General features: G+C 51.3%; 19 protein-coding genes. 10 read left to right on the forward strand and 9 right to left on the reverse strand.

Annotated features, from left to right (window positions below; genetic code table 11):
- Positions 1–43: 43 nt before the first annotated feature.
- The 7 genes from HP15_RS00450 to HP15_RS00480 all read right to left on the reverse strand — a co-directional run bounded on the left by HP15_RS00450 (position 44) and on the right by HP15_RS00480 (position 5,414).
- Complete coding sequence (locus HP15_RS00450; protein WP_014575721.1) at positions 44–667, reverse strand: SCO family protein; 624 nt, start codon at positions 665–667, stop codon at positions 44–46.
- On the reverse strand, positions 664–1,506 hold the full coding sequence (locus HP15_RS00455; protein ID WP_014575722.1) for a cytochrome c oxidase assembly protein: 843 nt from the start codon (positions 1,504–1,506) through the stop codon (positions 664–666). The genes HP15_RS00450 and HP15_RS00455 overlap by 4 nt, the downstream gene beginning before the upstream one ends.
- A gap of 22 nt (positions 1,507–1,528) precedes the next feature.
- A complete protein-coding gene (locus tag HP15_RS00460; protein WP_014575723.1) occupies positions 1,529–2,167 on the reverse strand; it encodes a DsbA family protein in 639 nt (212 codons plus the stop codon).
- Positions 2,168–2,343: 176 nt separating this feature from the next.
- Entirely contained in the window at positions 2,344–2,916 is a 573-nt protein-coding gene (locus HP15_RS00465; protein ID WP_014575725.1) for a hypothetical protein, read from the reverse strand.
- Positions 2,917–2,991: 75 nt separating this feature from the next.
- The gene (locus HP15_RS00470) at positions 2,992–3,900 is read right to left on the reverse strand and encodes a cation diffusion facilitator family transporter (protein WP_041644856.1); all 909 of its coding nucleotides are present in this window, start codon (positions 3,898–3,900) and stop codon (positions 2,992–2,994) included.
- A gap of 97 nt (positions 3,901–3,997) precedes the next feature.
- Positions 3,998–4,513 carry a signal peptidase II gene (gene lspA / locus HP15_RS00475; protein WP_014575727.1) on the reverse strand — a complete coding sequence of 172 codons (516 nt, stop codon included), beginning with the start codon at positions 4,511–4,513 and terminating at the stop codon, positions 3,998–4,000.
- A 4-nt stretch (positions 4,514–4,517) separates the two neighbouring features.
- Positions 4,518–5,414 carry a cation transporter gene (locus tag HP15_RS00480; RefSeq protein WP_014575728.1) on the reverse strand — a complete coding sequence of 299 codons (897 nt, stop codon included), beginning with the start codon at positions 5,412–5,414 and terminating at the stop codon, positions 4,518–4,520.
- Between the two features lie 165 nt (positions 5,415–5,579).
- Between HP15_RS00480 and HP15_RS00485 the strand changes: the two genes are divergently transcribed.
- From HP15_RS00485 to HP15_RS00510, 6 genes are all read left to right on the forward strand, one after another.
- Positions 5,580–6,047 carry a hypothetical protein gene (locus tag HP15_RS00485; RefSeq protein WP_041644857.1) on the forward strand — a complete coding sequence of 156 codons (468 nt, stop codon included), beginning with the start codon at positions 5,580–5,582 and terminating at the stop codon, positions 6,045–6,047.
- Positions 6,048–6,366: 319 nt separating this feature from the next.
- A complete protein-coding gene (locus HP15_RS00490) occupies positions 6,367–6,942 on the forward strand; it encodes a hypothetical protein (RefSeq protein WP_041644859.1) in 576 nt (191 codons plus the stop codon).
- Positions 6,939–8,150, forward strand: coding sequence for a saccharopine dehydrogenase NADP-binding domain-containing protein (locus HP15_RS00495; RefSeq protein ID WP_014575731.1), 1,212 nt, complete (start codon positions 6,939–6,941; stop codon positions 8,148–8,150). Before HP15_RS00490 ends, HP15_RS00495 begins: the two co-directional genes overlap by 4 nt.
- Positions 8,151–8,175: 25 nt before the next feature.
- Positions 8,176–9,165: a porin gene (locus tag HP15_RS00500; RefSeq protein WP_227499677.1), complete on the forward strand. Its 990-nt coding sequence runs from the start codon at positions 8,176–8,178 to the stop codon at positions 9,163–9,165.
- Positions 9,166–9,413: 248 nt separating this feature from the next.
- A complete protein-coding gene (locus tag HP15_RS00505; protein WP_014575733.1) occupies positions 9,414–10,820 on the forward strand; it encodes a hypothetical protein in 1,407 nt (468 codons plus the stop codon).
- A gap of 73 nt (positions 10,821–10,893) precedes the next feature.
- Entirely contained in the window at positions 10,894–12,432 is a 1,539-nt protein-coding gene (locus HP15_RS00510) for a hypothetical protein (RefSeq protein ID WP_014575734.1), read from the forward strand.
- A 30-nt stretch (positions 12,433–12,462) separates the two neighbouring features.
- On the opposite strand, the gene HP15_RS00515 is transcribed toward HP15_RS00510, so the two are convergent.
- On the reverse strand, positions 12,463–13,776 hold the full coding sequence (locus tag HP15_RS00515) for an ATP-binding protein (RefSeq protein ID WP_014575735.1): 1,314 nt from the start codon (positions 13,774–13,776) through the stop codon (positions 12,463–12,465).
- Between the two features lie 186 nt (positions 13,777–13,962).
- Entirely contained in the window at positions 13,963–14,259 is a 297-nt protein-coding gene (locus tag HP15_RS00520; protein ID WP_041644860.1) for a hypothetical protein, read from the reverse strand.
- A 336-nt stretch (positions 14,260–14,595) separates the two neighbouring features.
- Here HP15_RS00520 and HP15_RS00525 point away from each other — a divergent pair, with 336 nt between their 5' ends.
- From HP15_RS00525 to HP15_RS00540, 4 genes are all read left to right on the forward strand, one after another.
- The gene (locus HP15_RS00525) at positions 14,596–15,846 is read left to right on the forward strand and encodes a DcaP family trimeric outer membrane transporter (protein ID WP_014575737.1); all 1,251 of its coding nucleotides are present in this window, start codon (positions 14,596–14,598) and stop codon (positions 15,844–15,846) included.
- A 326-nt stretch (positions 15,847–16,172) separates the two neighbouring features.
- Positions 16,173–17,474, forward strand: a complete 1,302-nt coding sequence (locus tag HP15_RS00530; RefSeq protein ID WP_041644862.1) for a TolC family protein — start codon at positions 16,173–16,175, stop codon at positions 17,472–17,474.
- 49 nt (positions 17,475–17,523) lie between these two features.
- Positions 17,524–18,708 (forward strand): efflux RND transporter periplasmic adaptor subunit, encoded by a 1,185-nt coding sequence (locus HP15_RS00535; protein ID WP_014575740.1) that lies wholly within the window; start codon positions 17,524–17,526, stop codon positions 18,706–18,708.
- A 14-nt stretch (positions 18,709–18,722) separates the two neighbouring features.
- Positions 18,723–21,830, forward strand: coding sequence for an efflux RND transporter permease subunit (locus HP15_RS00540; protein WP_014575741.1), 3,108 nt, complete (start codon positions 18,723–18,725; stop codon positions 21,828–21,830).
- Positions 21,831–21,840: the final 10 nt, after the last annotated feature.

Consider the following 21,840-nt stretch of genomic DNA (forward strand, 5'->3'; position numbering starts at 1 on the left):
CCAATCAGGACTGTCCCAATTCGAGTTGGGACAGTCTATTCAGTCAGGAATCCTCCTGAATAAGAGCAACGAGATCATGCCGAATTTCTTCCCCGCTCAAATCGGGCCGAATTAAAAGGCGGGGGTTACCCTCGCGATCAAATACATAAATCGCGCTGCTGTGTGACACCGCATAATTTCCATCGGGGTCAGGTTCGTCATAACCGAAGGTGGTTCTATATCGTTTTGCGAGTTCACGAAGCTGGGGTTCATTTCCAGTGAGTCCTACAATATTGTCACCGAAAAAATCCACGTATTTTGCGAGGCGCTCAGGCGTGTCACGTTTCGGATCGACACTCACGAACAAAGTGAGTACTTCATCCTGAAGCGTCGGGGCCAGGCCACTGGTTGCCTGATTGAGCTTTTGCAGGGCGGTTGGGCAAACATCGGGGCACGAGGTGAACCCGAAAAACAGCATTCTCACCCGTCCACTGTAATCCTCGCCAGATACCGACTCGCCCTGGCTATTGATCAGGTCGAATTCCAGCTCAGGCATCAAGCCACTGATGTTTTTACCGTTCCAGTCTTCCTCGTCATTGGCAAAGCAACCAGTCAGCAATAGGGATGCAATCAGCGTTAAGGTCGCCGATATGATGTTGGTGCGCTGTCGCCAGAAGCGAGTTCTCATGACGCTGTTTCCTCAAGTGGTTTGGATTGATTGGCATATTTTCCGTCCTGATGCATGGCTCGCCGAAGCATCAGAAGAATGCCAAGGATGCTCATCATAGCGGGAGGGATATAGGTCAGCATGCCGCCCAGGAGCTGGTCGACTTCCGGGTCCAGCGGCCAGGCCCTGCCACAGACTTCGTAAACGTCGTAGACCATGTCACGTGAGAACACGATCCACGCCCCAAGAAACATCTGAAGCACACCTGCGGCAGCCAGAACCAACATGCGTCTGCCATACCCCAGCGATGAGGTGATCGCAGGCGGTCGCGGGTCGAAGATCAACCACCAGAACAGCAGGCCATCCAGTAACATGCTCCAGTTCATGACCCAGTACAGATCCCGGCTGAGCATGGCGTCGAAATGGATTGATGGCCACAGCCAGAAATAAATGAGCCCGACAAACAGGAATAGGGCGATGAAGGGTTGTTGCAGGACCTGATAAAACCAACCCAGAGGCCGGAGCGTGCGCCTCCAGCCTGGGCTGATTTTTTCAAACCAGAACCGCATGACCGGCAAGGGATTGGAAAGCGCGATCAGGATAGGCCCAATATGATGAAGGATCAGATGCTGGCCCCGATGGACGAAGAACATGTATTGCGCGTAGTAATCGAAGCGGGTCTGCATCACCGCATAACAGATCATCACCCCCAGGGTGAACGCAAAGATCCGCAGTGCGCCTGGCCGGTCCTGTTCCGGCATCCGAAATAGCCCAACGCCATAGAACCCCATCACGAGCATGTAGCTCAGTATGGTCAGCGGCGAGAAATCGTAAGGTAATAAGTAGTCAAGCAGTGACATAGCGTTGCCGGTTCTGAAGTTGTTATTGAGGCGACTCTACCTTGGAGGTGACAAGGTCGTACAGTTCTTGGGGTCCCAGCCGACTTAAGGTGTCCCCGTTGACGTAAAAGGTTGGGGTTCCAGAAATTCCAACCGCTTTCACGTCAGCCGCATCCTGTTGAATAATGCGGTCAATCTCCTGCGAGTTCATACCGGCCCGGGCGGCTTCTAAATCAAGCCCGGCTGACTCCGCCGCATCCCATGCTGCGGCGACCTTTGGATCGTCATGCCACTGGGGTTGGGCTTCCATGACAGCGTCAAGCACCGGCTCGTAGATCCCCTGTTCGCGGGCGGTTTCCAGAATTCTGACGGCCTCTTCCGAGCCTTTGTGAAACAATACGTAGCGCAGGACCAGACGCACGTTGTCCGGGTATGCAGCCTGAATCTGTTTCACATAGGGATGCATGGCGCGACAGCCTTCGCAGGATGGGTCGAAGAATTCGACAATGGTTACCGGCGCGTCCTCAGGGCCGATAACGGGAGAGTAATCTCTCACCAGCGGCGTTTTTTCAACAACGGCGGGTTCATCAATGCCTTGAGAACGATCGTAATAAACGAAAGCGGCCGCGAAGACAACCAGACAAAAAAGAACGAGGCTTGTGACCAGGGTTCGGGTACGCACGTAAGATCTTCCTATTTTAGATAAGTTTAACGAGTGTCAGATTTTCCGGTATTCGGTAGCAGCCGATTGGGAAGCCACCTCAGATAAAACATCATATCAATAAGTTCCACCAGGGACTGCACGACAATCACCACGACAGCCGCGGCCCAGGCCTCTGGTAGCGACAATGCCAGAGGTTAAACCACGAAGGAGTTGCGGGTGCCAAGGCTGAAAATGACGGTGCGACCGGTTGCTACCGGTAATCGAAAGACCCGGCGCAGAGTCTTTCCAACCGGAGCCTCAGCTAGCAAATAGGCCGGAAACAGAATCATCAAGGGCCAGATAAGTGGGCCGGTACTGTCGATCTGGCTGACTTGTGTCATTGAGATGATGAAAAGTACGACTGTCAGCAGAGGGACCGGCATCAGACCCATGAAGCGAATCAACCCGGTGGCTTTTTCGGACTTTTCCGCCCATTTTTCAGTCAGAAATGCCAGGATAAGGGGGACAACAAGCAGCCCGACAAAGGCCGGCAGGAGGTGTCGCCCAAGCTCAAGATTTACGTCGAACTGATTGCCCAGGAAAAGCCAGAGGTAAAGTGCAAGAAGAGCCAGTTGAGCAATCAACAGAACCGGCGTTGCCGCAATGGCTCGGGTGCTCTGGCACTCCTGCACCCTGTCGCCGAGGGAAGAGGTCCATCCGGCAATGAGGCCGGAAAAAACAGCGATGAGGTAGGCCCAGACCTGATGGCGTTCAATTACGTCTCGCATAAGGTGTTCTTAACCGTGTGGCATGTCGGCCATTCGCAGTCGATCTGCCACACGGCACCCATTTCAGCAGCCCTGTTAGCCATGGCCATAAGTATGGGCATCTTTGTGACTGTGATCAGGGTGTTCAAACTCCAATGTTGAATGAGTGATGCTGAACTCGTTATCCAAAGTTCGTTTTATCCGGCCCTTGACTTTTTCAAGTTCATTCCATGCACTTATTTCGACCACCACATGGGCGTCGAGGGAGGCATCATGCTCACCCATCTGCCAGAAATGTACGTGGTGAAGGTCTAAAACGCCTTCTACGTTTGATAAAGCCTCGATGACAGAATCTGTGTCGATATCCACTGGGCTACCCAGCATGAGTGTCCGGATGGTTCCGCCGATTTCCGTTAAGCCCAGGTAGAGAATATAGCTTGCGATACCAATTGTGATCGCGGGATCAACCCAACGCATGTCGTACAGGAGAATCAGGGCGCCGCCTACAACGACTGCAATTGACGCAAACGCATCAGACAAGTTGTGTAGAAACAGCGCACGGATGTTGACGCTGTCCTTTTGCATGGAGTAAGTGAGCAACGCGGTCAAACCATCCACTACCAATGCGATAATGCCAAGCCAAACTACCCACCAGCCCTTGATTTCCGGGGGATCTAGGAATCGCATGCCACCTTCGTAGATTAAATATGCCCCGATCATAATCAAAGTGGTGTAATTTATAAGTGCCGCAACAATCTCAATTCTCCCGTAGCCAAAGGTCATCTTCGAGTCGGCCGGGCGGCGTGCAATCTTCCGCGCCGCAAATGCAATAAATAGTGACGCCATATCCGAAAAGTTGTGTATAGCGTCGGCTATCAGCGCCAAGCTGCCAGCGAAGATCCCTCCAGCGATCTGAGCCAAGGTTAGGATACCGTTCGCCCAGATAGCTACTGCAACTCTCTTATCCTTAGTATCCGGTGACATGTGAACATGCTCGTGGCCCATTGTTTTCTCCTTGGTCGTTGCTGTTCAATTAAACGTAGTCGCAACACTCGCTAAGCCGGACTCAGAGGGCTTAGCGAGTGATGCGACCGCGCGAAAACTAGCCATTCTGGCGATTTTTCGTGTTGTTCCCAACACCTTTCTCGGCTGTGAAGCCCGTGACCAAAATCATGATCACGCCCAGGACGATGAACACGTCGGCAAGGTTGAACGCCGGCCAATGCCAGGATTGCCAATGGAAATCCAGGTAATCGACAACGTGGCCTCGAAAAACTCGGTCGATGACATTTCCCAGTGCGCCTCCAAGAACCATGGCGTAAGCTAGGGCTTCTGTTCGTTGATGGCTGTCCCGAATCAATTTGACCAGAACAGCTGAGACGACAACGGCTATTGCGATAAAAAAGTATCGCTGCCAGCCCCCGCCATCGGCGAAGAGACTAAAGGCAGCGCCTTTATTCCATACGTGCACCCAATTAAAGAAAGAAGTGATCTCAACCGATTGCCCGTAAGCCATGGATTGCTGGACCAGCCATTTAATGGCCTGGTCAGCCAACGCTATCAGCGTGGAAAAGCCGAGAAAGTTCAGCGTAAAAAAGCGAGAACGGTCTCCAGACATCGAATTATCCTTTTAGTGCAAGTATGCGCTTGGCACCGATGAGTACAATGCCTCCCACAATGCCGCCAATAACCAGATCCGGGTAGTTGGAGCCGGTCCAGGCGACAAGAAGCCCTGCGAGGATAACCCCTAGATTGATGACCACGTCGTTGGCCGAAAATATCCAGCTGGCTTTCATGTGAGCACCGCCTTCACGGTGTTTGGCGATCAGGAGCAGGCAACTGACGTTGGCAATAAGGGCCACAGATGCGACGGCCATCATCATCAGCGACTGCGGATCACTGCCGAACAGAAAACGCCTGCCAACCTCAACTAGTACACCGACGGCAAGGATGAGCTGGAGAATGCCAGCAACATGGGCCGCTCTGACCTGCATTTTGATGCCATGCCCGACGGCGTAAAGCGCAAGACCGTAGACGGCAGCGTCGGCAAGCATGTCTAGCGAGTCAGCAATCAGGCCAGCGGACTGGGCGATCAGGCCCATCGTCATTTCGACCAGAAACATCAGACCGTTGATTGCCAGCAGTATCCATAAAGTGCCGGATTCCTCGGTTTCGTTGGCATTAGACGACTCAGCCGATCTGACGGATTCAGCGCTGGCCTCTTCTGACTTCTGCAAGGAAGCGCCCAGCCCCAGGGTTTCCAGCTTGCTCGTAATAGGTCCGGCTTCGCCTTGATGAATAATTTCCAGATTTCGATTCGATAGGTCGAATGAGAGTGACCGAATGTTGTCAAAGCCATTGAGCGCCATTCGAATCATTCGCTCTTCCGAAGGACAGTCCATTTTTGGCACTTTGTAGGTGCTGATCTGGGCTCCATGTGTGGTGATAACGGGGTTCCGAGTGTAATTATCTGTGCCAGCTTCCTCACTGCCACACTGTCCGTCACAGGTGTTGCTCATTTTCTCGGCTCCGGTTCTCGTACAAATGATGCAATTTAAAACCCTGTAGTTACTACAGGGTCAATGACTAATTTACTCTAGTCGTTAAGATCGGCGTTTATCTGGATAAAGATCTACAATGATAAGTGAAATGGAGTGGGCATCTCATTTTTGGGGGATAACTTTATGATTTCATCTAAAGGGCTTGCTGCAACCGCTGCGCTATTGGTTTTTCCAGCATTGGTAATAGCGCATGGTGACCAAGGCCCCTGGCAAGGGCATGGTCCCGGCATGATGATGGATCAGGAGCAAATGCAGCAGATGCACCAGAACTGGTCTCACATGAACCAGCTGATGCAACGCATACCTGATGAAGCATCACCGCAAGAGCGGCAACGATTGATGCGAGAACACAGGGAGGCGATGCAAGAACAAATGGATTATATGCATCGCGGCATGATGGGACCTGGCATGATGCGTGGACAAAACGACATGATGGGAGGTCAGCACCTGATGAACGGCGGCGGTAAATCAAAAAATGGTGGTAGTCTGTCTAACGAGCAACAAATTCAGATGATGCAAGAGCGCATGGATCAAATGCAGCTGATGATGGAGCAGATGTTGCAACACCAGAAAAATTTGAACGTGCAGTGATTTGACGTGGCACTCGCCCCCAACTCGACCACCAAGCGTGTGGCTGAATTGGGGGACTGAACATCTCTATATGAATTACTGTTTCGAACCTTGCATCAGTTGCTAGATTCTTTATCCCCGGTCAGGCAAAGCGTCCAATTATTTAAAGTGCGCTCTCGCCCATTCAGCACAGAATGCTCTTCATCAGCTATGGCGAACGCGTTCAATCGCTCCGAACAATCTAAGCTCTTGATCGAACTTTCTGCGTTAGATCTCTATTTGACCCTGTAGTTGCTAAAGGGTTTAGGGATGTCTGATCTGAAGAAAAAGAGGGCTTGGTATGAACCGCATGATAATGGCTTGCGCAACTTTTATGCTCGTCGGACTCTTGATCTTTGCAGGCTTTGATCTTCGGAAAGTGGATGTTACCGAGAGCGTTGTTGTTGATGCGCCCCGCACGGAGATTTGGGGGGCAGTGACGGATTTCGAAGGCATCTTTCACCGAGCAAATGACGCTCATATTTTGACTGAGATAACGAGCCGACCCGGTACGGGATTTGTTGACGGGCTTAGATTTCTCCAGGTTGAAACGGTTGGTGGAATAAAAGGGGTTCTGGACGGGCGTGTGTACGACGTCTTTCCGCCAACACGCTACAGATGGTCAGCCGAAACTACCTACAGCCTTTTGGGGATCGATATCGTTGACGTGTTCGAGGGGGGAGATTTACGAATTGAAAAGACCAACTCTGAGAAAGGATGGCGTCTCTCTCACCGGGTATACGGTGTCTTCCCCGATTCCTTTAAAGGCAGAGCCTTGAGTTGGTTCATGTCAGCCTTTATGGGCATCGAGTCAGACGCTGCGCAACACACCCGGGTTGAGTTGGAGTACGTCAAAAGGGAGCTTGAGAAACGATGAGACAGGGCGACAAGAGCGTACTTGTCCTTGGTGGCTACGGAGCTGCCGGGACCGCTACTGCGACTTTCTTGGGGCAACGGATCGACGGCAATATTGTCTTGGCAGGGCGTTCACTGGAAAAAGGGCGTAAACGAGCGGAACAGTTAGATCGCGAAGCCGGTGTCACAGGTCGTTTCAACGCCAGATCAATTGATGTGGCTGACGCTGCACAGGCCAGGCAATGCTCGCATGAGCAAGATGTCGTTATTGTGGCATGTGACCTTTCCGTGTCTGCTCTTGAGAATCTGGTTCACGGTTGTATCGCGAATCGAGCCGACTACATCGATATCACTCCAAATCCGCGCAAGCTTGAGGTATTCCAAGGCATGCGGACACTCATCGAGACCAGCGACAGCCGATTTGTACTGGATGCAGGTGCTGATCCGGGGCTGCCCGGGTGGCTGGCTCGATGGCTTTGTCAGGCCTCTCCGGGGACAGTGAAGGATATTCAGATGTATGGGCGTTATCGATCCACCGACATAGGCTGGGGCGGTGTTGCCGACATCCTGAGTGCCGCTGATCGCCAGGGGTGGAAGTATAATGGCGGATGGACACAGTCCCGTTTTTGGGACGTCCGTTATAGAAGGTTCGAAGGCGGGTTGGGAAGCAGCATCTGTGTTCCGGTTTTTCTGGATGAACTTCATGGCTTACCGCAGGAGCTATCACTGGAATGCTTCAGCTTCTATCACGCCGGTCTCAACCCGGTTACCGATGTGCTGATGACATTTGAGAGAACGGGAATGCTTGGCTGCTTTTCCTTCAAGTCACGCCAGCGCGCATTTTATTCAGCTCTTAAACGCTTCACTAACAAGCCATTCGGCCTTGAATTGACTGCCGAGAGCCGAGGTGACCGCGCATCGCGCCGAGTATCAATTGGCCATCATGATCTTTATCGCGCAACCGCAATCCCTGCCGCGATTCATTGTGAGTCGCTTTTGGAAGGTTCCGGGGATGAATCTGGGGTCAGATGGGAATCGCTTTCATGCTCACAACGCGATGTACGAAAACGGCTGCTTATATTCAAGTTCAATTCAGTGTCAAAGGATATAATAGAAGGTTTTAATTTTATATTGTTGAAAATAAAAGAAAAATATTTCAATGTAATAATTTTGCAACAGATACAAAGCACCATCTTCTCAGCATTTGAAAGACTTCAAGTGTCATTTTGAATCTATCTAATCTGAAGAGGTGTCCATGAAAAAGTGTCTATCGATGTTCGTGTTTGGTGGATTTGTCGTTACTTCAATAAATGCACTCGCGGCGGACGGTCCTATCCTGTACGGCAAAGCCAATGTTTCGTATGAAAACCAGGACGACGGTAATAGCGATACTTGGAAGCTTCAGAGCAATGCTTCCCGTCTTGGTGTAAAAGGGGCGTTCGATACCGACCTCGCAGGCCTGGAGGCGATATACAAGGCGGAATTTGAAATATCGATTGATGATGGAGATAAAGATGGCCAAACCTTCTCGCAGCGTAATATATACGGCGGCTTCAAACAGGCGAACCTCGGTGCACTGATTGCGGGAAAATTTGACACACCTTTAAAGTCAGCGCAGGGCAAGGTTGACCAGTTCAACGACCTACAGGCGGATATAAAAAATATCATGGCTGGTGAAAATCGGACCAGCAACATTGTTCAATACAGTTCCCCACGTCTGTTCGATGCTGTGGGCGTCAGTGTTGCCGTCATCCCGGGTGAAGAGCAGTCAGCTGGTGCAGAGAACGACGGACCTGCGGATGCAGTTTCCAGCTCTTTTACGTTTGAGAATGATCGTTTCTACGGAAGTATTGCCTACGATTCTGATATCGACGATTCACTGGAAGCCGATTCAAGTGGCGATAGTCGTCTCAATATCCTGCGAACCGTAGGGAAGGTCCGATTAAGCAACTTCGAGATCGGCGCAGTTTACCAGTTGGCAGAAGAAAGCGATGGCCCTGGAGAAGATACGTCTTATCTGGTTGGCGGTGCCGTTAACCTTGAGCGTTGGAAGATCAAGGCTCAGTACGGACTGACAGAAGCCGAGACAACAAACGAGGAGCTAACCCTGTTGGCCTTGGGGTTCGATTATAAACTGGCAAGCAAGAGTAAGGTTTATGCTTACGTGTCTCAGGTGGAGGCGGACCTGGCTGACTCTGAGGACTCCACATTTGGTATGGGCTTCGAGCATAAGTTTTCCATGTAGGGTCGAGCGTGATCGCTGAATATGGCGAGACCGACGTATCTAAAATATTTTCCGGATTTCAAGTTCATTTAAGGTTCGTGTGAGAGCCTACTTGCGAGTTAACTAAGGTTATTTAATGGCGGGAATGCTTCATTCCCGCCTTTTTTTTGGTCTTTCGTCCGGTGTTCTAGCTGGTTTTAAGATTTACGCCACTATCCGTACGAATCGAACATCACAAACAATCAAGAAAGAAACTGGAGGAGACTACGTTGAAACGCAACATTCTGGCCACTGCGATTGCGGGGATGACAACACTGTCGGGAAGTTGGGCCGCGACGGCAGCGGAGATTGAATTCCACGGTGATATGGATAACCGCTTTCAGGCTTACACCAATCAAAGAGACTGGTTTTCTGGTGGTAACTCAGGTGGCGGTACGCTGAAAGATGACGAGCCGACCGAGAGCTTCGGCGAGGTCAAATATCGCTTCTGGGCGAAGGCAACTTCCGACGACAAAAACGTTACCGGTGTATTCGCGACGGAGATTGGAGGCATCCGCTACGGTGAGGGTTCGGGTGGCGACTATTCCGGTGATGGTGTGAACATCGAAACACGGTGGGCTTATGTGGATTTTTTGGTGCCCAACACGCTAGACCAGCGCGTATCGCTGGGCTTGCAGCCGGTGTCAGTGAACCGACATGTCTGGACTGAAACCGCCACAGCCGCTGTTTGGAAAGGCTCACTGGGCTCTGGATTTGACTATCAGTTGTTATGGGGGCGAGGTGACTCTTCCAATGAGAGCGGCGTCGACTCAGAACAGGACGAAGGCTGGGATGGCGCGGACAACTTTGCGATCAACCTGAACAAGCGTTACTCACCGAACCTGAGCGCGGGCCTCTTCTATCTCTATCAGATGAATGATCAAATTGCTGAGGGAATAGGTACGGTAAATAGCAGGGAGTATGAACTGAAGAGTATCGCTGATAACTCCAAATATTCCGTTTCCAGCTTTGGGGTGGAGATGGATTACGGTCAAGAGACGTCGCTAGGCCGCATGTTCGTGAAGGGTACGGTGATTGGCCAAAGCGGAACAATAGAAGGTGTAAATTTCGTCCCATTGAATGGTGCTACGAATCCCAATACGAACTATGACCTTTCGACCTTTCTGGGACGCGGCGAGCTCGGGCTGCAATTTGGACCAAACCAACTGACGTACACCGTGCTCTACGCATCGGGCGATGGCAATGAGCAAGACGGGGACTTCGACGCCTTCATCGCCACGGATGTCGACTTCAGCGACAGTATGATTTTTCAGGAAAACATGACGAGCGATGACTACTTCGCCGAAACACCCTATATCCTCGACAAAGGGTATTTCATGAACAAGCTACAGCTCGATCATAAAGTAGCGGCCAATATTACGGTCAGCGGAATGATTGTCTACAACCGCTTGGCTGAGGACATTGCACTTGCCGATGGATCGTCCTCAAAAGATCTCGGACTGGAATTTGGCTCCAAGGTCTCGTACTTCCCATACCCTTCGCTTGAGCTGTCGGCAGAAGCTGCATACCTGGCATCAGGCGATGCTATGGATGCGCTGGAAGAAACTGCCTTGCAGGACGGCAAAAGCGATCAGGACATTGTTCATGTTGCCGGTCGGGTAAGGTACAAGTTCTAACAAGAACGGGGTGGTGGGAGCGCCACCCCGCTTTTGTTATACAAAATGAATCCGCATTAAGTGACTTTTTCCTATGATGACTCGTTCTGCAGTATTTGTGTTCCTGATGCTACTACTAGCTGGTGCGGTACAGGCGGTTGAGCGTGAGCATCCAGCAAAGGCAAAGGTCACTCAGGTAGATCGTGATCAAAAAGTGCTTTCCCTCACAGTCGACGATGCCACTGTTGAGGTAGGTGATTTATTTGTTGTGTTGTGGGAGCCTGATCATGCAGGCATCCTGGAGCAAAACCTTGCAGTCATCGGTATCGAGAGTATCGGAAAGGATCAGGCGGTAGGGAAATTGCTGTTTGGAACGATGCCCTCCGTTGGCGCTGTATCGAAACGCTTTTACGGTATCCCGGCGGTGTTTACTGATAGAGCCGGCGACCCCAGGGCGGTAACGCCGGCGTTGAAAGCCCGATTTCCTGATCTTTTGTGGCGGGACGAGCCAGAGGCGTCAAACGATGTGCCATTGGTGCGTTTTCAGGTTACCGGGAGAGGTCAAGCCGTTGCGACTTACAATAACACCTGGTTGGTCGGCATCGTACAGACCAATGCTGAAGAAGGTCGGGTAGGTCCGGTTGAGGAGGAGGCTTTAGCGTCTCCATTTGCCAGACTGCCCATCAACGCAAAGTCGTTGTCCGCGTTTCGTTCTGGCAGCGATTACTATTTTGCGGCGGAGCATGGAAACAAACTCAGCTTTTTCCATGTTAATTCCAGTGGGGCTGTTCAGAGCCTGGCGTCCATTGAGGTGCCCCGTCGGGAGAAAGTCATCCGAATGGACTGGTACGTTTCAGAGAACTCATACTACCTCATTTTAAATCAGTGGAATGGCCGTCGCGTTTCAAGTTCTTTGATCCAGTTGGCCGAGGGGGAGGCCGAAGCCATCGGTTTCATTCCCTTAATTTTGGGGTTGCAGGATTTGGATGCTGACGGACGCCGGGAAACTATTCTCGGGCAGTCTTTCTACTCAGAGCAGGGGTTTGGTTCAGAGATTTATGAGATATTAATCTCACCGAACGGGCCTGACCTCTATAAGGCCGATCATGAAAAGTTAAGTCGATACACGTCAGTGTTTCGGGTAATCGGTGCTGTTGTTCAGAGCAAACCGGGACCTTTGAATATGGTGACCGTCTCCCAAGGGAAGGTTTCATTTTTCCCTGCTGGCACTGAGGGCCCACAGCTGGACTATGAAATTGGAAACCGGGTGGCAGGCACGAGTATGACTTACGACGTGTCGCCTGAGCTGGTGTTTAGTCCGAGGCAAACACTATTTTTGCCGAACCTGCTCGTACGCTCCGGTGAGGACCCAGTTAATATCGGGATTCCACAGAAATCCAGTGCAGCCGAAGATATGATAGGTGTTTATGATACGCGAGTTGATTGGTTGACGCTGAGATCCGGGAAATCTCCCCAAACGCAGTCAACAAGTCTTCTAACGTCGGCTCCGGTGTCGCCCGTATCAGGTAATACAGGGTTGTTCTTTATGTCGCCTGATGAGAACTCAGTTCAAAGCAACAGTTTTGATGTTGAGACGTTGGTGTATCGGGCTGCTATGCCTGCTGGTCGCTGACTAAAGCTGGATAAGTTGCCCTTGTAGTCGTCAAATGCTTCTGGGAAGCTCGATTAGAACCCGCAGACCACCTTTGGGTGATATAGAAAAATGCATGGCGCCACCGTAGTCATTGGTGATTTCCTCAACGATTGATAGGCCAAGGCCATAGCCAGGAGTTTTTTCGTCCAGTCTTTTCTGGCGCCTGGTAAGATCGGCAAGCTGGTGTGACGCTACTCCGGGGCCGTCATCTTCAACAAGAATGGTCAAAGTGTCATCGTGAAGTTTCAAGTGTAGATGAACTTCCTGAGAGCACCATTTGCTTGCGTTATCAAGGACATTACCCAAGATCTCATTAAAATCACGCTCATCAATTGGCCAGACAAGCTCTCTGGGTAATGTTTCTTGAAGATGGATCTGTTTGTAAGGATAGATTCGACTGACTACGTCCACCAGTGCCAGAGTTCTCTCAATGATCGGTGTCGCCTTTCCAATGTACTGACCGGACATTTCGGTTTTTCTCATTTGAGTGTCGATCAGCTCGTGCATTTCAGACAGTTGAGACTTAATTTGACTCGCGATTGTGGTGGGAATGGCTTCGTCATTGATCATGGAGTTTATGACGGCAAGGGGGGTTTTTAAGCTATGAGAAATATCTGCGGCTAGGTGGCGTGAACGGGAAAGTTTTTTGTCGTACGACTCTAATAGACGATTAAGATGTTTGACAAGTTCAGTGAATTCTTCAGGTACGTTCTCATCCAGTCTATTACGCTCACCATTTTTAAGCGACGTTAATTGGGAGCTCATCATTTTTAAAGGTTTTAGTGCGATAGTTACCCCAATAAATATGATCATTGATATCGTAACGAGAATTGTAAATGATATGATCCATATAAGACCGTGGATTTTGTCAAGAGTGTTTGGGGAGTAGGAGCTTTTTTCAATTATAGTAACGCTTAGCTTATCTTGTCTGTTATTAAATATTTTGTAGTATCCAAGGATTGATCGATCATTATACGATATGTGAAAAATTCCAGGATTTCTGAACGATTCTACCACCTGTAATTTCGGTTCAATGTTCTCGCTTGTAAAACTCCGACCTTGACTGTCTTCGATGTGAACAGAATATTGGGACAATGAAAAATCTCTGAGAGAAGATTTTGTAATTTCTTCTTTATCATTTGTTAGTGTCTTTGAGAGCCGGTTAGCTGCAGCCTCTAGCTGCTGCCTGTGAAGCTCGTCATGGATATAGTCGATTAAAAGGGTGTGTGAGAAGAATATTACCCCGGTACACGCGAAACCCGTTAGTGTCAGGAAAGTAAGCAGTTTCCGTTTTATTGAAGGGCGTTGTTTTTTTCTGGGCATGTGGTCTGCCAAGCAGGTAATTGGAAGTTGCTATCGACTAAATCTAGGCCTAAAAAAGCCGCACTACAAAAGTAGTGCGGCAAGACGGAATGGTGGAGACCATTCACGATGCAACTGGTTTTAAAACGATCTTTGTCGACAAGTTTCTATTGTTCAATCAAAAATTCTATTAATGCGACATTATTTCTAATGAATAAACTGATCTTTTGAAAATTGGTCCAATTGAGATAGATTGATATCTCCCGATTTGATCATCTCGTGATAGATATCGTCCTTAGTCGATAACATCAATTTTCGGCGTGCCTCCATGCCCACTTCAGATAACGCCGCCTGTGTCATTACCTTATGTTGTCTCTTCATATCCTGAATGCTGCTTTTGGAGAGCATGCCTTGTGCTAACTTATCGTCCTTGGCCTCAGTGGCATGGAGGTTTCCTGCCGCCAAGGCTAATGCTAACGATGTGAGCCAGAGATAGTTCCTCATAGAGTCACCTTTAAGTTGAATGATGTGCACCCTGATGGAACCAAATGAACTTTAACTCAGCTTGAAAAAATAAAATTAAATCATGAAAAGAGGACACGGGTGTAAGAACGGTTGCGATGGGGTCGTTAATACAAAGGTATTAAGGGGGTATTTTTTTCAATTTCGTTTCAAGTTCATCTGCTATCAATGGCGATGCGTTGTTCTGGCCGAAAGTGCCGGCATAACCAGCAACTTACCGGTGGTGGTCTGTAACCGAAGCGCCTTCGCGTTTGGTTTATGAGGTGTCGATCGCCGGTAGGGGATCTTATAACGAAAGCTCACGGAGACTGATTTATAATGCAAACTAAAAAACTCAGGTTAGCGATAAGAGCAACACTTGCGATATCAACCATGGGCCTGGTGGTCCCATCTGCTTTGGCGCAATCAACTGCGGAACTTCAAAAGCAGATCAATGACTTGCGCAGTCAGGTGGATCAGATGGCGGGGACCAATGATTCCAAGGGGTGGTTGCTGCCCGGCACTAACACTTCGGTTACGATTGGTGGTTACGTAAAATTGGATATGATTTACGACACAGACCAGGATATCGGTGACTTGCACGACCCGAGTGTTCTCGATACATCCGTAGAGGATGGTGATAGCTCTTTGAGAGCGCATGCCCGTCAATCACGAGTGCGTCTCGGAACCAGTACCCCGACCGATATTGGAGAAGCCAAGACGGTTGTTGAGGCAGACTTCTACGGCGGTGGTGGCAACGAACTGTTCTCCAATTCACGGGGGCTTCGTATTCGTCACGCCTATGGCGAGCTCAACGGCTGGCTTGCGGGTCAGACGTGGAGTAACTTTATGCACTTTACGGCTTACCCGACCACACTGGACTTTAATGGGCCGGTAGGTGTGAGCTTTATTCGTCAGGCACAGATTCGTTACACGATGGGAATAGGTGACGGACAGTTCTCGGTGTCAGCTGAAAACCCTGAAACCAGTGGGTTTGAAGGTTCACGTGATACCGTTCCTGACCTTACCGCCCGTTACAAGTGGGCAGGGTCTGGTGGTGGATTTGAGGTTGCTGGCCTGGCCCGTTCTCTCAAGACCGACGACGTCAGTGCTACAGGTGACGACGCTGCGTTTGGATATGGCGTCATGGCGGCTGGTCGACTCAACGTCACTTCAGAAACCTCGCTCATGGCCGGAGTTGTTTTGGGTGATGGTGTAGGTCGTTATCTTTACAGCTCGTACAGTAACAACGACAGCACTGCGAGTCGGACTGGCATCGGTGAGGCATATATAACTTCCGATGGTGATCTCGAAACTATCGAGGCTTACGGCTTCAACGTGGCGGCGAGCCATAAGTGGACGCCAAAATTCACCACGAGTGTGGCCTATGGGTTTTTAGAGGGTGATCAGGACGAGACTCTCTTTCCAAACTCTTTCCAAACCCTAGAGAGCGCTTACTTCAGCAACTTCTACCAAGTAGCTGATCCGGTGACTGTAGGGGTTGAGCTGTCGTACGCCAACAAAGAACTTGCAAACGGTGAGTCAGCTGACAACACCCGTCTTCAGTTGGCTGCGCAGTTTAGCTTTTAATTCATTATTACATTGCTTCACATAGTTGGACCCCACGACGGGCCTCAGTAGGCCCGTCGTACGTTATTGTTCACTTACACGCGATGCCGTCAGGGGCTCTTTCACCTCTCCTCCTTTTACGACGTTATCCCTGCCATTGTCTCGTCGATTCGACCTGCCCTCGGCATTTAATCCAAAAGTTCGCTAGTAATGTCCGTTCAGTCGCAATGTAGCTCTTATGGAGCGGCATTCAGACTGATTTAAAGGTTTGTCTGTAAGGTCGTCTTGGAATTTACGGCGAAAACGCTGATTCATGTATCTCAGTCAAATAGCCAGGATGATATTGAATGAACAAACGACTGTTGTTGTGGGTGCTGATAGTACCCGGAGTCTTGAACGTCATGCCTTCGGCGGCAGCCACCACCGGGGAGAGCGTTTCACTCAAGGAGTACCAGCAAGCCAAGGCCAGCCAGGCTGTCTCCTTGAATGAGGCAATGGTAATGGCATTTGAGAATAGCCCGGTGTTGGCTTTGAGGCGGGCTGCGGTGTCCATGCAGGAAGCTGACCTCGATCATGCCAGCCGCTGGGCGCCCAGCAACCCTGAGCTTGAGCTGAGTGGCCGTGACAATCCAGATCAGGCGGATCAGGCACTGAATTACGAGGTTCGGGTCACTCAGGAAGTCTGGATGGGCAATCGGGGCGATCTCGGTCAGTCGCGTGCTCAGAGCACTCTCACTTCTCAACAGCAGGAACTTGAATACCTGAAGGTGGCGACCAAGGCCCGAGTGCGGTCGGCCTACTTCAAGATTCTGCTTGCACAGAAAGAGCTGGAAACGGCAAGCCGCACCGTTGAGCTAATGCGGCGAACCAAAGAGCTGGTTGAGGTGTCCGTTGAGCGGGGCAAACAGACCCGAATTGACCTCAATACCGCTGTCATTGGCTTGGCAAGAGCTAAGAACCAGAAGGCCGAAGCGGAGCAAAAGCTTAGGCAATCAAAAATTGACCTGACGGAAGTTCTTGGGGTGTCCCCCTCTGATGCGGTAGAGGTCTTGGGAGAGCTCAATGTAGCTCGTGCCAACTTGCCACCAACTAATCGCCTGGTCGCGATGGCTCAGCGCCAGAGAGGGGATCTGAAGGCGGCAGCAGCCAGAATTGCTGCGAATGAGTCCGGCCTGAAACTGGCCAAGAGTCTAACGATTCCGAACCTGAAAGTGTTCGGGTTCTACGAGCGGGAGGAAAGATCCAACCTTTTTGGTGCGGGTGTGTCGATGCCTCTGACCGTGTTTCATGACTATTCCGGTGAAAAAAGGAAGGCCTCGGCTCAGTTGAAAATCTCCGAGCTTGAGGCCGAAGCGCTGCGTTTGGCGACTGAACGCCAGGTCGTGTCTGCTGTAGCTCAGTACGAATCCGCCGTACGCAGACTGCGCCAGATGAACGAGTCGATTCTCGAACGTTCGGAGGAAACGCTGCAACTGATGCAGAAAGCTCTTCAAGCGGGAAAAGTCGATGCCTCCGATGTCCTAGCTGCCCAGGACAATCTTTTGTCGGTGAGGAAGGAATATGTCCAAGTGCAACACGACTATATCGATGCCGTCCGGGCGTTGGAAGTGAGCACCGGTGGTGCCCTTTCAATGTCATCCGGTTCCTGATGGCAAGAAAATTAATGGTTGAACGTTCTCTTATATCGAAGGTGTTTAGATGATTCGAAATATGCAGATAATGTTTGTCGCGATCAGTTTTCTGGTCTATCAGCCACTGGCGCACGGCGCCGAGGAAGCCGAAGGAGGGCAGCACCAAAAGGGTGAGGCTGGGCACTCGGCTGAAGGCAGTGAGGCCCGCGAAGTTCATCTCACCCCAGAGCAGAGGGAGTTGCTTTCCGTGCAGACTGTAACGGTGCCCCGAGGCCGAGCTGACAATATCGTGACTGCGCCAGCTGAAGTTCATTACGTTCCGGATCGCGTCGCTGAGGTAGGGCCGCTCCTGCAGGGAAAGCTTACGAGACTGGCTGTTGATCTTGGGGACCAGGTTGAAAAAGGCCAGTTGTTGGCCGCGCTGAACAGCGTTGAGTTGGCTCGCATTCGTTCTCGCCTAAACTCGTTGAAAGCTCGGAAAGAAGCCGCGACTGCGGAGTATCAGCGAGAAAAGCAATTGCGGAGTGAAAGCTTCACCAGCGAAGAAGAGTTCCTGGACGCCAAGGCTGCTTATCTTGAAATTACAGCGGAGTACGATTCAATTCGTGAGCAACTGGCGGTTTTTGGCAGTGATTCGTCAGGCGCTGATAGCAGTCTCGCACAGTACGCGCTCCGTTCTCCTATTCAGGGGCGTATTGAGCGCATGGATGCCAGGTTGGGCCAAACCTTAAGCTCTTCAGATACGCCCTTTACCGTGGCTGATACCTCTGTGGTGTGGGTGATGTTGCAAGTTGCCGAAACTGACATTGGCAGGGTATCCGTCGGAGATGAAGTTCAGGTCTTCTCAAAGTCGGTTGAAGACCGCTTTCACACCGGAGAAGTGTCTTGGATCTCAAATGAGCTTGATGAGGAAACCCGCACCATTCCGGTTCGCGTTGTACTCGAATCCCCCAACGGCGACCTTCGTCCAAATACCTACGCCACGGCCAGAATCATGACTGAATCGGCGGCATCACTGCCCCTGGTTCCACACGATGCCGTGCAAACCATCGATGACGAGTCCGTTGTATTTGTTCCGGGTAATGAAAGGGGAGCCTACAAGGCGGTTCCAGTCACTCTTGGCAAGGAGGCTAACGACTGGATAGAGATTAAGTCCGGCATCAGCGCAAACACGGAAGTGGTTTCAGTGGGCGCTTTTGATCTGATGTCGGCCATTACCGCCAGTGGCCGCAGCGCCGCTCACGGACACTAATACTCGGGGGGAGCATGATCAACGCAATTGTGAATTATGCGCTGAACAATCGTTTGATGACGCTTGTTTTTGCTATCGCCGTGATCGTTGCCGGCATATTTTCATTTCAAAAACTGCCGGTGGATGCGTTTCCGGACGCGACACCGACCATGGTTCAGGTGTTCACTACCAGTCCTGGTTTGTCGCCAGTTGATATCGAAACGCTGATTTCCTATCCCGTTGAGATCAGCATGTATGGAATTCCCAAGTTAGAAAAAGTGCAGAGCACGTCGATTTTCGGACTTTCGCGGGTGACCATCTATTTCGAAGATGGCACCGATATCTACTTCGCCAGGCGGCTAGTTAACGAACGGCTATCCGAGGCCAAGCGCCAGATTCCCGAAGGGATGGGGGAACCCGAACTCGGGCCCATCGCAAGCGGTCTTGGGCGCATCCTGATGTATTCCTTGGAAACTGAGGATAAAGAGCAGTACAGCCTGCAGGAAATCCGCACGATCCAAGACTGGATTGTCAAGCCACAGCTCAGAACCGTGCCGGGTGTAACCGGTGTCCTGTCCATCGGCGGCGAGGTAAAACAATACCAGGTCAATATCGATGCGCAGGAGCTTCAGGCAAGGAACTTGACGGTGTCTGATATTCGCGGCGCTCTCACCCAGAATAATCGTAACGTCGGCGCCTCTTTCATTACGCGAGGCGGTGAAGAGTACATTGTTCGCGGTTACGGTTGGGTCGACTCAGGTTACGAAGGCATCGAAGACATCCAGAACATCATTGTGTCCAAGAGTGAGGGTGAGTCCCCTATTTACGTCAAGGATGTGGCGGAGGTTGGGCTTGGGCCAGCGATTCGCCGTGGGGCAGAGGTGTCCTCGGGTGAGGAATCCGTGGGCGGTTACGTGATGAAATTGATTGGCACCAACACCAGTCAGGTGCTTGAGGACGTCAATGCGAAAATCGACGATCTGAACAAGTCCCTCCCAGAGGGGTTGAAGATTGAAGCGTATTACTCTCAGGCAGACTTGGTGGGCAAGGCTATAGGCACTGTCGAGAAAGCACTGCTTGAAGGTTCGGTTCTGGTACTGGTTTTTCTCTATCTGTTCCTCGGAAATGTTCGTTCCACACTGATCGTGGTGGCGACATTGCCGTTGTCTGTACTCTTTGCGTTCATTGCCATGCGCATGTCGGGCCTGTCGGCCAACCTGATGAGTCTGGGGGGGCTGGCTATCGGCATCGGCATGATGGTGGACGGCGCTGTCGTGATGATAGAGAACATCTTCCGACACCTTGAGGAGCGATCCGATGAAAAGGTCAGCGTTTTGAGGCTTGTAGGTGAGTCCGCTCGGGAAGTGGCTCGTCCGATCGTGTTTGCGATTGGCATCATTATCATTGTTTTTTTGCCGCTGTTTACCCTGCAGGGCGTTGAGGGCAAGCTGTTTTCGCCCATGGCCTACACCATCAGCTTCGCGTTGATTGGTGCGCTGCTACTCGCGTTGACATTGGTGCCGGTTCTGGCCTCGCTCTCATTCAAAATGGGTGGGCAACATAAGGAGCCGAAGCTGGTTCTGTTCCTGAACCGGTTATACAAGCCGGTGGTGAATACTGTCGTCAAAGTCCCTAAGATTGTGATGGGCGTGGCCGTCGTTGCTTTTGCAGGCAGTCTTCTGCTCTTTCCCTATCTCGGAAGCGAATTCGTTCCCACGCTCAGGGAAGGCACGTTCCAGATTCGCTCGACACTGCCACCTGGAGCCAGTCTTGAATCCGCCATCAAATATGGCAAACGGATTCAGTCCGTTGTAGATGAATTTCCAGAGGTCACCGGCACCTATGCCAGGATCGGTCGTGCCGAAGTGGGTGGTGATCCTGAACCTGTGAACGTTGTCGCGACGCTTGTCAATCTGAAGCCCCTGGATCAGTGGCGAGAGGACGTGAGCTATGAGGATCTCCAAAGCAGGATTGCAGAGGCTTTGGATGAACGGGTCCCGGGGCTTGCCAACAATCTGTCCCAACCGATTCAGCTCAGAACCGACGAACTCCTGTCAGGCGTTCAGGCGCAACTGGTTGCCAGCATTTTCGGCGATGACCTAGACGAGTTGGGCCGGATCGGCAGGGAGGTAGCGGCCCTGGCGAATGATGTGCCGGGTGCAACGGATGTGCGCGCGCAGCAGAGTGCGGGTAAAAAACAGATCGTTATTCGCCCCGACCGTGAAGTGCTGGCGCAGTTCGGCATCAGCATCGATAACCTGATGAGTACGGTTGAAACCGGTATTGGCGGTAAAAGCGCCGGGCTGGTTTTCGACGGTGTCCGGCGATTTGAGATTTTCGCCCGGCTGCAAGAGTCCTATCGCGGGTCCATCGATGAAATCAGGAAGCTTCCCCTTAGGGGCAACAGCGGCGAGCTGATACCGCTTTCACGGGTGGCAGATGTTGAGATGTACGCGGGACCCAAGAAAATTTCACGCTCCAATGCCAGTCGGCGACAGTACGTGCAGATGAACGTACGTGGTCGCGATATGGGCAGTGTTGTTCAGGATTTGCGCAATCGGATTGAAAAGCAAGTGGACATGCCGCCGGGGTATTTCGTGGAGTTCGGTGGTCAGTTTGAGAACCAGGAAAGGGCCATGGCGCGGCTGGCGATTGTTGTGCCGATTACCCTGGCGCTTATTTTCCTGCTTCTTTTCTCCGCATTCAGCAGTCTGCGCTATGCGGCGCTGATCTTCATGAATGTGCCCTTTGCGGTTACTGGTGGCATTGTCGCGCTTTTTGTGACGGGGCTTTACCTCTCCGTGCCTGCAGCGGTGGGGTTCATCGCTGTGTTTGGCGTAGCCGTACTGAACGGTGTGGTGATGGTGAGCTACATCAATCAGTTGCGGGACGAAGGCTACGAAGTCATTGAAGCAGTCAAGCTGGGTGCTCAACGCCGTTTGCGGCCGGTTCTGATGACAGCCTCGGTGGCTATTCTGGGGCTGATTCCCTTGTTGCTGGCCGACGGTATTGGTTCCAATGTCCAACGGCCGCTGGCGACGGTTGTGGTTGGCGGTCTGATCACCTCAACGCTGCTGACGCTGGTGGTGTTGCCCAGTGTGTACCAGTGGTTTGCATCCGAACGTCGTGACGTTGAAGTCTGATAGGCAGGAG

It is taken from the genome of Marinobacter adhaerens HP15, assembly GCF_000166295.1.
GTDB lineage: Bacteria > Pseudomonadota > Gammaproteobacteria > Pseudomonadales > Oleiphilaceae > Marinobacter > Marinobacter adhaerens.

Bases quoted from the DNA above. Each gene is read 5' to 3' on its own strand.
- HP15_RS00500 (WP_227499677.1), top strand. From the start codon at position 8,176: ATGAAAAAGTGTCTATCGATGTTCGTGTTTGGTGGATTTGTCGTTACT.
- HP15_RS00465 (WP_014575725.1), bottom strand. From the start codon at position 2,916: ATGCGAGACGTAATTGAACGCCATCAGGTCTGGGCCTACCTCATCGCT.
- HP15_RS00480 (WP_014575728.1), bottom strand. From the start codon at position 5,414: ATGAGCAACACCTGTGACGGACAGTGTGGCAGTGAGGAAGCTGGCACA.
- HP15_RS00495 (WP_014575731.1), top strand. From the start codon at position 6,939: ATGAGACAGGGCGACAAGAGCGTACTTGTCCTTGGTGGCTACGGAGCT.
- HP15_RS00540 (WP_014575741.1), top strand. From the start codon at position 18,723: ATGATCAACGCAATTGTGAATTATGCGCTGAACAATCGTTTGATGACG.
- HP15_RS00450 (WP_014575721.1), bottom strand. From the start codon at position 667: ATGAGAACTCGCTTCTGGCGACAGCGCACCAACATCATATCGGCGACC.
- HP15_RS00510 (WP_014575734.1), top strand. From the start codon at position 10,894: ATGATGACTCGTTCTGCAGTATTTGTGTTCCTGATGCTACTACTAGCT.
- HP15_RS00530 (WP_041644862.1), top strand. From the start codon at position 16,173: ATGAACAAACGACTGTTGTTGTGGGTGCTGATAGTACCCGGAGTCTTG.
- HP15_RS00490 (WP_041644859.1), top strand. From the start codon at position 6,367: ATGAACCGCATGATAATGGCTTGCGCAACTTTTATGCTCGTCGGACTC.
- HP15_RS00455 (WP_014575722.1), bottom strand. From the start codon at position 1,506: ATGTCACTGCTTGACTACTTATTACCTTACGATTTCTCGCCGCTGACC.
- HP15_RS00485 (WP_041644857.1), top strand. From the start codon at position 5,580: ATGATTTCATCTAAAGGGCTTGCTGCAACCGCTGCGCTATTGGTTTTT.
- HP15_RS00525 (WP_014575737.1), top strand. From the start codon at position 14,596: ATGCAAACTAAAAAACTCAGGTTAGCGATAAGAGCAACACTTGCGATA.
- lspA (WP_014575727.1), bottom strand. From the start codon at position 4,513: ATGTCTGGAGACCGTTCTCGCTTTTTTACGCTGAACTTTCTCGGCTTT.
- HP15_RS00520 (WP_041644860.1), bottom strand. From the start codon at position 14,259: ATGAGGAACTATCTCTGGCTCACATCGTTAGCATTAGCCTTGGCGGCA.
- HP15_RS00535 (WP_014575740.1), top strand. From the start codon at position 17,524: ATGATTCGAAATATGCAGATAATGTTTGTCGCGATCAGTTTTCTGGTC.
- HP15_RS00515 (WP_014575735.1), bottom strand. From the start codon at position 13,776: ATGCCCAGAAAAAAACAACGCCCTTCAATAAAACGGAAACTGCTTACT.
- HP15_RS00470 (WP_041644856.1), bottom strand. From the start codon at position 3,900: ATGGGCCACGAGCATGTTCACATGTCACCGGATACTAAGGATAAGAGA.